Origin of the sequence: Parapedobacter defluvii (assembly GCF_014642075.1) — a bacterium.
Classification (GTDB): Bacteria; Bacteroidota; Bacteroidia; order Sphingobacteriales; family Sphingobacteriaceae; genus Parapedobacter; species Parapedobacter defluvii.
Genome location: NZ_BMIK01000015.1, coordinates 75,000 through 87,313, shown reverse-complemented (window position 1 = coordinate 87,313; position 12,314 = coordinate 75,000). Strand labels below are relative to the sequence as shown.

The following is a 12,314-nucleotide window of genomic DNA, read 5'->3' as shown; positions in this document are numbered from 1 at the left end:
TATAAACACGCTTTATTTTTATGCACAAGTCTCCGGAGATACTTTACATTGATGATGAGGCCAACAACCTGATTAGCTTTAAAGCTACGTTTAGGTATCGTTATCCAATATACACCGCAATCAACACAGATGAGGCGCGGCAGATATTGCAATCAAATCCCAATATCCAAGTCATCTTTTGTGACCAGCGAATGCCGGGAGAGACAGGTATTGATTTTTTGAATGATATAAAGCGTCATTTTCCGCGACCAGTACGTATTCTGTTGACTGCATATGCTGACATGGAGACGATTGTAGATGCGGTCAACAAAGGCCATATATTCCGATTTGTTCGAAAACCTTGGGTAGAGGAGGAAATCATTTCATCCATTGAAGAGGCTAATAAGTTTTACATTGCAAATTCCATGTTGGATATCCGCAATGAAGAGCTTCAAAGAGCTTATGACGAACTTGATAAATTTGCCTATAGTGTAAGTCATGATCTCCGTGATCCATTGACCGGTGTATTGTCTGCCATTAAATTGGCATTGGAATACGACTCGGCTGAGCGTATCCATGAAATTTTGGCACTTATGGAAAGCTCGGTGTTGAAACTTAATTCCTATATCAATAGTCTTCATGATTATTATCTGTTAAAACGAGGTGAGCTCACTTTCTCTGAAATTGATTTCGAAGGGTTATTTAAGTATTTTAAGGATTTTTATAGCATCTATACGCAAAGCAACAGCGTAGAATTTAGAATCAACAGCAATCAAAAGGAGGAATTTAAGAGCGATGAAACGGCGTTGAAACTCATATTGCATAATTTATTATCCAATGCTTTTAAATATCAAAAGATGGATAATACCAGTAAATTGGTAGAACTATCTGTAGTCGTGGAAAACGGTAAGGCACTGATAAAGGTCAGTGATACGGGAATCGGAATCGCAGCGGAGGATATTGATGATATTTTTAAGCTATTTTTCCGGGGAAGTGACCAGGCAGAGGGAACCGGTTTCGGCCTCTACAACGTCAAAAATGCATTGGTTAAATTGGGAGGTGAAATAGCGGTTAATTCTGTTGAGGGAGAGGGGACGGTGTTCACGGTAACGATCCCAAACAAGTAAAGTGTAACGTGCTCAGGAAAGTAATTTTTGCCGAAGTAGAAATTCCAATTGTTCATTGGTGATTTCAAGTTGGGAAAACGATTCTTTTATTTTTTTTTGCTCCGCATAAATTTCATAGGCTCTTTGAATCGTGTTGCTAAGTTCTTCTTCGCTCCAAGGTTTACTTAAATAGTGAAATATTTTCCCTTTATTCACTGCGTCTATAACCGCACTCATATCGGCATAGCCGGTAAGTAAAATCCGCATCGGATCTGGATTGATTTTAATGATTTCTTCCAGCAACTCTACTCCGGTCATCTGTGGCATCCGCTGGTCGGTAATGACGATATCTATTGGCTTTTCTTTTATCAGTTGAAGGGCTTGGGCACCATTTAATGCGGTGTAAACCGTGTATTTCAAACGAAATGTGGCTTTGAAAGAAATTAGATTATTTTCTTCATCATCCACGTATAAAACCGAGATTTTCTTTTCCATATCCAAGCTAATTTAATCTTGGGAAATACATCATTTTAGTAAGCGGAATTAAAAGCACCAGTGTAGTTAGTCTCACCATTTGATATAAATGTTGGATGCCGCATTTCCAAGAACTCCAAGTTACTAAACTTTATCGTTAAAAAAGCAACAATAATTCAACTATTTAATCTAATAGATTAATGGTTCCAATTATATTTATATTCTACGATAAAATCGTTTTAAAACAATCTGGCTATTTTATGGGTAGAACTTTGCCGGAAGGATAAAAACCAAACCTCCTTGCGATGGGGTTTAAGGAGGTTTGGGATTACTTCAAATACTGTGCGGTAGAAGAGGTAATGAATCAGTTGTTTATTAAGCGCCCAATTGTACTCTTTTGAATACCTTGACAGTCAGTCCTTTAGAAACTCCGTCTAAAAATTGTGTGATGTTTTTGGACGAATCTTTTACAAACTCTTGGTTTAACAATGTAGATTCTTTATAAAATTTGTTGAGTTTGCCCTGAGCAATTTTCTCAACCATTTCTTCCGGCTTACCTTCTGCACGGATTTGTTCTTTCGCAATTTCCAGTTCGCGCTCAATCGTACGCACATCTACATCCGCCTTATCTATAGCCACAGGATTCATCGCAGCAATTTGCATCGCTACATCTTTACCTGCTTCATCAACACCGTCTACTGCTTGGTTGAGCCCTACTAATACGCCAAGTCGGTAATTGCCATGGATGTATGCTACTACCTTTTCTGCTTCGATGGTTTCATATTTGGAGACGTCTATTTTTTCTCCAATTTTTCCGGTTTGATCGAGGAGTAGATCAGCAATTTTTACTCCATTTATTTCCAATTGTTTTAGCGCATCAAGTGAAGTCGGGGCTTGGGAAACTGCTACATCTGCTATGCTTTCACCAAAAGCAATAAAATCAGCATTCTTAGCTACGAAATCGGTCTCGCAATTCAGTTCAATAATCACACCCTTTTTGCCATCAGGAGTCGTCTTCGCGATTACAACACCTTCGTTTGAATCCCTATCTTGACGGCTTGCAGCCACTTTTGCACCTTTTTTACGCAAATAATCAATGGCAGCTTCGAAATTACCGTTAGCTTCAATTAGTGCTTTTTTACAATCCATCATGCCTGCACCTGTTTGCTGGCGCAATTTGTTCACATCTGATGCTGAAATTTGTACTGTGGACATTTTATTTCCTGTTTTGTATTTTTTACGAATATGTCTACTATGAAAACACGCGATTTGGTAATAAAAAACCGGATGGTATCGGGAGACGCATCCGGTTTCTGTAACGTAATTACTCTCCGTCTTGCGTGTCGTCTGCTTCGGCCGTTACCTCAGCCTCTGTTTTAGCTTTACGCGGGCGTTTTCCTGAGGTATCTGCATCGGCCTTGCTTTCTTCTGCTACAGCCTCCGGCTCTTCACCACTGTCTATTTTTGCTTTGGCAGCAGCAGCCTCCCGTTCAGCTTCTTCTTCTTTATCGCGCTTGCGCTCTTCAAGTCCCTCTTGGATCGCTTTCCCGATAATTTCCGTGATGAGACTGATGGATTTAGTTGCATCGTCGTTGGACGGAATCGGAAAATCGATATTAGTGGGATCTGAGTTGGTATCCACCATTGCAAAAGTTGGAATATTCAATTTCAGCGCCTCGCTTACCGCTATGTGCTCCTTTTTAACGTCAATGATAAACAACGCCGCCGGTAACCGGTTTAGGTCGGCAATACCGCCCAGCAGATTTTCCAACTTAACCCGTTCGCGCTGTATCATCAATTTCTCCTTTTTCGACAAAACTGAATAAGTGCCATCTTTAGTCATCTTGTCGATGTTAGCCATCTTTTTGATGGACTTACGCACCGTAGCAAAATTGGTGAGCATGCCGCCCAACCAACGTTCAGTTACATAAGGCATGTTTACGGCTTTAGCTTGGGCCGCAACAATATCCTTCGCCTGTTTCTTAGTTGCTACAAACAATACTTTTCTTCCCGATTTAACCACTTGCTTGATCGCAGATGCTGCTTCTTCAAGTTTAGTGAGTGTCTTATTTAAATCGATGATGTGGATGCCATTGCGTTCCATGAAAATGTACTTGGCCATTTTCGGATCCCATTTACGGGTAAGGTGGCCGAAGTGTACACCTGCATCCAGCAATTCTTGATATGTTGTTCTTGCCATTTTTCTGTTCTCCTTAAAAAATTAACGTTTACTGAATTGGAATCTCCTGCGCGCTTTGCGGCGTCCGGGTTTCTTGCGTTCTACCATACGGTCGTCGCGTGTTACCAGTCCTTTGGACCTGAGGGCAGGTTTAACCGCTGGATCAAGCTCAATCAGTGCTTTAGCTATCGCCAGGCGAACCGCTTCTGCTTGTCCTTTGATACCTCCTCCAGCTACGTTAACTTTCACATCGTAGTTTCCGGTAGCACCGGCTACTTCTGTACTTTGGGTTACGATGTATTGCAATGGCAATGTAGGGAAATACTCTTTATAATCCTTACCGTTTACGGTAATGTTGCCGCTGCCAGCAGATAAATAGATGCGGGCAACTGCGGTTTTCCTTCTTCCTGAAGTGTTAGTTGTTGACATTTCTTTGCTCCTTAGAATTTAACAGTTTTTGGATTCTGTGCTGTATGCGGATGTTCGTTGCCCGCATAAACATACAGGTTCTTGAATAATGCACGTCCCAAGCGGTTTTTGGGCAGCATGCCGCGTACCGCTTTTTCCACGATGCGTGTTGGATGTTTGGCCAACAACTGTTTTGGAGACTCGAAACGCTGGCCACCGGGATAACCGGTATACCGTTGGTACACCTTTTCTTCCAGTTTGTTGCCAGTCAACTTAACTTTGTCTGCATTGATCACGATCACGTTATCGCCGCAGTCTACGTGTGGGGTGTACGAAGGCTTGTGTTTCCCCCGGATTACCTTCGCAATCTGAGATGACAAGCGCCCCAAGATCTCGCCCTCAGCGTCAACAACAATCCACTCCTTGTTGACGGTGCTTTTATTGGCAGAGACAGTTTTGTAACTTAACGTATTCACTTGCTTTGTTTTGAAATAATTAATAAATATATTTAGCCCCTTGTTTTAAGGGACTGCAAAGGTACAATAATAAAATTGATTTTTCAAAGCTATGGGGCAAGTAATAAAAAATGTGTGTTTTTTTCAGTGGCTTATCGGGATGATATGGGGATTAACTGTGGGAGGTGCTGCTGTTGCCCAGCCAGTTGTACCCGCACCAAAGATCTTGACATCTGGAGATAGTTTGCTGATTAAGGAGTTGTATTTTAAGGGAATACAGCAAAAGTCAGCCGGACAATTCGCTGCCGCCGAAAAAACATTTGACAGATTGGTGCTTTTGCAGCCTGATAACGATGCTGCACATTTTGAGTTGGCTCGGATTTATATTGAAAAGGAAGACTATACTCAGGCAGAACGTTCCGCAAAACATGCGGCAGTCATCAATCCGGATAATGAATGGTATTGGTCTACGTTGTTGGATATATATAAAAAGACGGGCAATATTAAAGCAATGCCGGCCGTTTTTGATGAGCTGATACGGCTCCATCCGGACCGGATTTCAAACTATCAGGAGAAAGCATATGTGTTGTTTTTAGATAAGCAGTACGACGCTTCGTTAGCCGCCTATGATACCGTTGCGCAGCGATTCGGAGAAACGGATGAACAATACCTTACTAAATCTCAGATTTACTTGGCACAGAACGATACGGAGTCAGCGATCGGTGAATTGGAAACACTTATATCCAAAAAACCGAAAGATGTCAAAGGGTATATTTTATTGGCAGAGCTCTATACGAAAACGAAAGAACCCCGAAAAGCAGTTGCGTTGCTTGAGGATGCTTCGGTTTTGTTCCCGAATGACCCCCTTATCCTGTTGGGTAAGTCAGATGCGTATCTGTCAATGAATAAACAGAAGCCAGCCTATGATTTTCTTCAGCAAGCGTTTATCAATACCGGCCTGGATATTGATGCCAAAGCGGGCATATTATATACGGCTATTGCAAATCGCAATCGAACCATGGCTCCTGAATCGTTAGCTAAATTGGCGGATCTCCTTGCAGAAACCTACCCACAAGAGGCTAAAGCATATGCGGTAAAGGGAGATATATATATGCAATTGCAACAGTTGGAGCCGGCAAGACAAGCGTATTTAAAAGCATTGGATATCAATCAATATATTGAAGGCATCTGGCAGCAACTTATACAGGTGGAACTTCAAATGGCAAAGTACGATGATGTTGAGTTACATGGGAAAGAAGCCCTGAAATTATTTCCAAACCATCCGTTACTTCTCTTCTTTACGGGGCATGGTTTTTTGGGCAACGGAAAATATCAAGAAGCCCGAACTTATTTGGAAGGGGCGTTAAACGCCGCAAATGAAGAACATACGCCTTTACTTACGCAATTGTACAGCAATCTTGGAGACATTTACAATGCGTTGAACATGCACGCAGAATCAGATGTGGCTTATGAAGAGGCTATCGCCTTGGATAGTACCAATGCATACGCACTGAATAATTACGCTTATTACCTGGCGCTGCGGAAAGAAAAATTGACTCTTGCCGCAGAAATGTCCCAAAAATCAAATGAACTCATGCCAAATTATCCCTCTTATCAGGATACATATGCCTGGGTATTCTTTCAACAAGGGAAATATAGTGATGCCCTGGAATGGATTCAGAAAGCCATTAAAAATTCCAAGAGCGCGTCGGATACATTGCTTGAACATTATGGTGATATCCTCGCTAAGTTGGGTGATATAAATGGTGCCATTGTGCAATGGAAAAAGGCAAGGGCCATTTCGGGAGCTGTTGGCAAGGATATTGATAAGTTATCCAAAAAGATCAATGCAAGGCAGTTTATTGATTAGGATCGTCTTTTTAGGAATAGTATCGGTCGCAGTACTTTCCTGTTCTTCCAAAAAGGCGGCCATGTCAACCGCTGCCTTGGGAAAAGAGGTGTCGCGCGCTGAACGGCTACGTGTACTGCGGCAAATGGATGCTAACCGGCTTTATTTCAACACTTTCAGCGGGCGGGCAAAAAGCAAGATCGCAATCAATCGGGACAGCTATGACGTGACTGCCAATGTACGTATCGAACGGGACAAAGCAATTTGGATTTCGGTGACAGCATTGATGGGTATTGAAGCAGCTAGGGTGTTGATTACGCCCGATAGTGTGAAAGTCATCAATCGTTTGCAAGCGGAATATATAAGCAAGCCTTTTGAATATCTTTATAATTTTACAAATGATGAACTTGATTTTTTTAGCTTACAGGAGCTATTGGTCGGGAATGTAGTTCATCAAACGGTTTCAAGGGATACAGAAGTTTGGACGAATGAAAGTGGATATTTATTGCGAAGTCAGCACAATGATTTACAATGCTCCGTGAAATTGGATACAAATTATCGACCTACTTATACACTATTGAACGATGTAATCCGTAACCAGCGCATGGAAGCGTATTATGCAGATTATCAATTTTCTGAAGCGCAAGTATTTCCAAGCCACGTGAAAATTTCCATCGCTGCCGAAGCATTCAAGTTACAATCCGAAATGCACTATAGCCGATTGGTTTATAATGAAGCGCTGGATATGCCTTTTACCATACCTACAAGGTACAAAGCAATCCAATAATATAGCGAGGTTATGATTATCAAGGTAGTTTTATTACTTTCGCAGACAATAAATGGCTAATGGGGAGAGATAGATAACGCGCATGTCGATGAATTTTATAAAGGTAATTTTAAGCACACTTACATGCTGTCTGGCACTAACGATATGCCATGCCCAAAGCAGCGCAGAACTGAAGAAACAGCGCGAACGTCTGAACAGGGAAATTGAACAGCTCAACCAAAGTCTCAAAACTACCTCCAGTGACCGTAATCTTTCCCTTAAACAAGTTAACGCTTTAAATACACAGTTGCGTTTACGGGAGCAGAAAATCAGTACAATCAATAAAGAAATCAGGCTGATTAATAATCAGATAGCCTCTCACAATAAAACCATTCAAAACCTGCGTGATCAACTGGCAAAATTGCGTAAGGATTATGAAAGCATGATCATGTTTGCTTTCCGTAACCGGAATGCGTATAACAAAATGATGTTTATTTTCGCTTCGAAGGATTTTAATCAGGCCTTCAAGCGTGTTAAATATCTGCAGCAGTTTAACGAATCACGAAAACATCGAGCGCAGGAGATAGAAGAAACGCAGAAGGCCATTGCATTGAAAGTGGCACAATTGGAAGCGAGCAAAAAAGAACAGGCAGTGTTGCTAGCCGATCAACAAGAAGAACGGAACGCTATTGCCAAAGAACAAGGTGCTGAATCAAAAGTGCTTCAGGCACTTACCCAACAGGAAAAACAATTTAAGCAGGAACTGCAGAAAAAACAACAGGAAGATGAGCGTTTGGCTCGCGCCATTCGGACAGCTATTCAGCGTGAAATTGAAGAACAGCGAAGGTTGGAAGAGGAAGCCCGGCAAGCGGCTTTGGCACTAGAGGCACAGCGTACCGGAAAAACCGTAAAAGAAATTGAAGCAGAAAAACCGGTGGTCCGTAAAAGTGATTCTGAAGTCCTGGCCAATACGCCGGCGGCGGCTAAACTTTCTGCTGATTTTGCGGGTAATCGGGGGCGATTACCGTGGCCTGTACAGCAAGGATTTATTACACAAGGATTTGGGCGACATACCATTGGAAGGAATGTTACCGTGCAAAATGACGGAATTAATATCAGAACGAATAATAATGCTCCGGTACTTGCTATCTTTGACGGAACCGTTCATACCGTCTTAAACATGCAGGGGAATATCTCCATCATTGTTCAGCATGGTAAGTATTTTTCGGTTTACACTAACCTCAGTAATCCGGTCGTAAAGCGTGGACAGACGATACAGCGGGGGCAAACCTTAGGGTCTGCCTTGGTGGACCCCAATGATGGGACCTCTGAAGTACATTTAGAAATATGGGAGGGGTCCGCTCCCATTAATCCAGAACCGTGGTTGGCCAAATAATCGGGCAAATAAAATCTGCATGACTCTTCGCCCCAAAAAAGCATGAGTAATTTATGCAAACTTCATTGCAATAGAAAACATACTTCGCAAGGCCGTTTAATGATACCGGAGAAAAGCAAATAATGAGTCAATAATTATTCTATTGAAAAATATTATCCGTACATTTGCGAAATCACTCCTCAGTAAACGGGTGAAGTTAGTAATTTAAAGCAACGATTATGTTAGATTCAGTGTTGTTATTTCTCGGTGCACAAGAAATTATTCTGATTGTTTTGGCGCTTCTTTTATTATTTGGGGGGCGGAAAATTCCCGAATTGATGCGTGGAATGGGACGTGGTATCCGCGAATTTAAAGAAGGGCAAAAAGAAACTCCCAAAGAAGAGTTGGAAGAGAATAAATAAAAAGCTTGTACCCAAATTATGAAAAGCTTTATACCGGATGACCGATTCGGTGTAAAGTTTCTTATTTATTCGAAGCACTTTTATCCGTTTGCTGCACAATAAAAAATCAACGTGCGCGTTTTCCATCAGAAGGATATACTTAACCAATGGCAATTTAATTGTTAACTAAAAGGTCATATTGTGCCTTTAGAAGGTTTTATGGCATAAAATACCTACTAAACGAAATATGAAGTTAAAAGGAATTTCGGCAGTGGCCGTAAGTAGTGTGCTCTGTGCACACCTGGCATTTTCGAAAACTACTTTCCCTCTCGATTCGCTGTCTGCAGATACCTCTGCTAAAAACAGTACCGCCAATTACATCAGTACGCAGCTTGATTTGATTGCAGATCATATAAATTTTGTTGATCTCGATGAGCAGCGTGATATGTCGGAGATTTTTGAATTTGTGCCGGCTACCGTGGAAGGGCGATTGGCCTATTTACAAAAGATCGTGCCGCTTACTTACAATGCTCAGGTACAATCGTATATCGACGTATATAGCACAGATCGCTATAAAAGATACCTTTCGAACATGATGGGGCTGGGGAAATATTATTTTCCCATCTACGAACGTGTTTTCGAAGAAATGGGAGTGCCTGATGAAATTAAATACTTGTCAATTGTGGAGTCTGCGCTAAATCCCCATGCGATATCCCGGGTAGGGGCCACTGGTTTATGGCAGTTTATGTTTACCACTGCCCGGATGTATAATCTGACAATGGACAACTATATTGATGAGCGGAAAGACCCCATAGCGGCTAGCTACGCTGCCGCTGCTTATTTACTGGATGCTTATAATGAATTTGGAGACTGGTTGCTGGCCATCGCATCTTACAACTGTGGTAAGGGAAATGTCTTGCGAGCCATTCAGCGATCTGGACTTAGTGAGCCTGATTATTGGGCTATCAGTCCCTATTTACCCGGAGAGACGCGTAATTATGTTCCGGCATTTATCGCCATGACGTATATGTTGGGATATCATGAAGAACATGGTATAGTGCCTATGATGTCTGAAAATGCAATAGGCACTACGGAAACTGTATGGGTACAGAAGTTTGTACCTTTCAGTGGTGTGGCTCAGGCCCTTAATGTGGATGAAGGTATCATCAAATCGTTGAATCCTGCTTATAAAAGGGCGGTAGTAAATGGCAGTCCTGAATCCCCGAAAAGACTCATATTGCCCCAAGTGCCTCCTGAAGCTTATTCAGCCTTATATGCGGCCCTGAATAGTACAGTAGAAAGTCCAAAAGTACTCAATGCATCGCAAGGTGCGAATGTTCCGGGAGATCAGGTAATCACTCATCGTGTTCGTAAGGGCGAAACGCTAGGTGGCATAGCGCAGCGATACCGTGTTACCGTACAGGATCTGCGTGCGTGGAATGATATAAAGCGAAATGTCATTGTTCCCGGACAGCGACTACGTGTTCATTCGGAAAAGGGGAAGTCTTCCACGGATAAATATAGTAAGCAAGCTTCTTCACCTTCGTACATCACATATCGGGTAAAAAAGGGAGATACATTATCTGGTATAGCCAAACAGCATCGTACGGCGAGTGTGTCGGAAATTAAAGCGCTGAACGGATTGAAAGGCAATCAAATCAAGCCAGGAATGACATTGAAGATCAATGTCAATTGATCGCCTATCTATAAGAGCCAGGCTGCATCTTCTCCACCGTCACACTCGTGAAGATTTACCGTTACATGTTCTTTAAGAATGGTGGAAAGTTTCAGGCCAGAGAAATCGCTGAAGATGGGAAACTTGTGGTGACTCCGGTCTATCAGTACTGCCGTACGCATTTTTTTAAGGGGTACATTGAAGAAAGCTCCCATGCCATACGCCAGCGTCCGGCCGCTATTCAACACATCGTCTACCAAAATGACAACCTTATCTTTGGCTTGGTCTATTGGGGTATCTGTCCGGGCATTCAACGTGCTGCTTGTCTTGTCTAACATTACTTTAATTAGCGTAACTTCAAGGGATGAGATCTTTTCAATCGCTGTCTTCAATCGCTGCGCGAATACGTAACCACGATCTGCAATTCCTACCAATACGATAGACTCTTCTTCGAAATTGTCTTCAAGTAATTGATATGCAATACGAGTTGTCTTTTTTTGTATCTGCTCCTGGTTAAGAATTAAAACTTTTTTTGTAGACATATGACTTTCAATGAATGGTCGGGTAAAAATAGGAATTATCTGCACATTCAAGTGTAACGACTGATGTGAATATAAAAAAATCCGCACGTTATTTGGTGCGGATATTGATTCGTTACGGAATAATAAATGTCGTTGGGTCAGTTTACAGACGGTTGGTTGTTGCTTTCCCCTTCTGTTTCCGCTGCTGCAGTAAGCATTCGTCCGCCATTGTAATAATAACGCTTCCAATAGGCCTCATTCAGGTCACTGATCATTACGCCGCGACTAGAAGATGCGTGTGCAAATTTATCGTCACCTATGTAAACACCCACGTGCGTTATATTACGGCTTCTGATTTTGAAAAATACTAAATCACCCGGTCTCAATTGATCTTTCTTTATGGGATCTACTTGGGTATAAATGTTGCGACTGTTTTGCCCTAATGTCGTGTTGAAGACATTTTCATAAAGTTCATAGGCAAACCTTGAACAATCAACCCCCTTTTTAGTCTTACCACCCAATCGGTATGGGGTTCCTATCCATTCGTAGATAAATTGGTATAATTTTGTATTGGAAGTGGCCGAAACAGCTACACCCATTATTTGGGAGAAATAGTCTCTGGCTAAGTTATCCGGATCAGAAGGGCTAATGGCTGATTCTTTGGCTGGTGTTTGTGCTTGTGATAAGGTAAATACACAAGCAAATAACATAGCTACGAATGTCTTTTTTTTCATTAAGCTACCGTTTAGTTCAACAAGCAGACGTTGATTGTTTTATCAGTATTTAATATAATTACCCGTTGGTTCGCAAAGCTATGTTAAAAAACTTATCGGTGCAAGAAAAAAAATATGAAAATTCAAATTGTTTTAAAATATAGAAAAAATATCGAAATCATATAAAAATGACTTTTCTCTTGCTAAATTCAGAATAAAGACTTTCCTTTGTCGCGGAAATCTTAAACGAGTGAAACCTGCATGGACTTCCAATGAAGGGATGGTGAAATAACAAGTGCAAGTTTCGCCACCGCGAAAAAGGACTTTATATTGATGAAAAAATACACGACAATTACAACAACGATTACCGCCGGGGTTAACACACGGAGGAAGTAATTTATGTTGTAATCGTA

General features: G+C 41.6%; 13 protein-coding genes. 6 read left to right on the top strand and 7 right to left on the bottom strand.

Features of this window, described 5'->3' with window-relative positions:
• The first annotated feature begins 20 nt into the window (after positions 1 to 20).
• On the top strand, positions 21 to 1,106 hold the full coding sequence (locus IEX60_RS18185) for a hybrid sensor histidine kinase/response regulator (protein WP_188752836.1): 1,086 nt from the start codon (positions 21 to 23) through the stop codon (positions 1,104 to 1,106).
• A 12-nt stretch (positions 1,107 to 1,118) separates the two neighbouring features.
• Here IEX60_RS18185 and IEX60_RS18180 read toward each other — a convergent pair whose 3' ends face one another.
• The 5 genes from IEX60_RS18180 to rplM form a co-directional block, all read right to left on the bottom strand.
• Positions 1,119 to 1,580, bottom strand: a complete 462-nt coding sequence (locus IEX60_RS18180; protein WP_188752835.1) for a response regulator — start codon at positions 1,578 to 1,580, stop codon at positions 1,119 to 1,121.
• A 354-nt stretch (positions 1,581 to 1,934) separates the two neighbouring features.
• A complete protein-coding gene (gene tsf, locus IEX60_RS18175) occupies positions 1,935 to 2,774 on the bottom strand; it encodes a translation elongation factor Ts (protein WP_188752834.1) in 840 nt (279 codons plus the stop codon).
• A 109-nt stretch (positions 2,775 to 2,883) separates the two neighbouring features.
• Entirely contained in the window at positions 2,884 to 3,759 is an 876-nt protein-coding gene (rpsB, locus tag IEX60_RS18170) for a 30S ribosomal protein S2 (protein ID WP_188752833.1), read from the bottom strand.
• Between the two features lie 21 nt (positions 3,760 to 3,780).
• Positions 3,781 to 4,167, bottom strand: a complete 387-nt coding sequence (gene rpsI, locus IEX60_RS18165) for a 30S ribosomal protein S9 (RefSeq protein WP_188752832.1) — start codon at positions 4,165 to 4,167, stop codon at positions 3,781 to 3,783.
• An 11-nt stretch (positions 4,168 to 4,178) separates the two neighbouring features.
• Positions 4,179 to 4,622 carry a 50S ribosomal protein L13 gene (gene rplM / locus IEX60_RS18160; RefSeq protein ID WP_188752831.1) on the bottom strand — a complete coding sequence of 148 codons (444 nt, stop codon included), beginning with the start codon at positions 4,620 to 4,622 and terminating at the stop codon, positions 4,179 to 4,181.
• Between the two features lie 91 nt (positions 4,623 to 4,713).
• Here rplM and IEX60_RS18155 point away from each other — a divergent pair, with 91 nt between their 5' ends.
• From IEX60_RS18155 to IEX60_RS18135, 5 genes are all read left to right on the top strand, one after another.
• On the top strand, positions 4,714 to 6,471 hold the full coding sequence (locus IEX60_RS18155; RefSeq protein ID WP_188752830.1) for a tetratricopeptide repeat protein: 1,758 nt from the start codon (positions 4,714 to 4,716) through the stop codon (positions 6,469 to 6,471).
• Positions 6,365 to 7,237, top strand: a complete 873-nt coding sequence (lolB1, locus tag IEX60_RS18150) for a lipoprotein insertase outer membrane protein LolB1 (protein WP_505808976.1) — start codon at positions 6,365 to 6,367, stop codon at positions 7,235 to 7,237. Before IEX60_RS18155 ends, lolB1 begins: the two co-directional genes overlap by 107 nt.
• 88 nt (positions 7,238 to 7,325) lie before the next feature.
• Positions 7,326 to 8,612 (top strand): murein hydrolase activator EnvC family protein, encoded by a 1,287-nt coding sequence (locus IEX60_RS18145; RefSeq protein WP_188752828.1) that lies wholly within the window; start codon positions 7,326 to 7,328, stop codon positions 8,610 to 8,612.
• 218 nt (positions 8,613 to 8,830) lie between these two features.
• Positions 8,831 to 9,013, top strand: a complete 183-nt coding sequence (gene tatA, locus IEX60_RS18140) for a twin-arginine translocase TatA/TatE family subunit (RefSeq protein ID WP_188752827.1) — start codon at positions 8,831 to 8,833, stop codon at positions 9,011 to 9,013.
• 226 nt (positions 9,014 to 9,239) lie between these two features.
• Positions 9,240 to 10,688, top strand: a complete 1,449-nt coding sequence (locus tag IEX60_RS18135; protein WP_188752826.1) for a LysM peptidoglycan-binding domain-containing protein — start codon at positions 9,240 to 9,242, stop codon at positions 10,686 to 10,688.
• 8 nt (positions 10,689 to 10,696) lie between these two features.
• Here IEX60_RS18135 and IEX60_RS18130 read toward each other — a convergent pair whose 3' ends face one another.
• Positions 10,697 to 11,209 (bottom strand): phosphoribosyltransferase family protein, encoded by a 513-nt coding sequence (locus tag IEX60_RS18130; protein ID WP_188752825.1) that lies wholly within the window; start codon positions 11,207 to 11,209, stop codon positions 10,697 to 10,699.
• A gap of 137 nt (positions 11,210 to 11,346) precedes the next feature.
• Positions 11,347 to 11,922 (bottom strand): C40 family peptidase, encoded by a 576-nt coding sequence (locus tag IEX60_RS18125; protein ID WP_188752824.1) that lies wholly within the window; start codon positions 11,920 to 11,922, stop codon positions 11,347 to 11,349.
• Between the last annotated feature and the right edge of the window lie 392 nt (positions 11,923 to 12,314).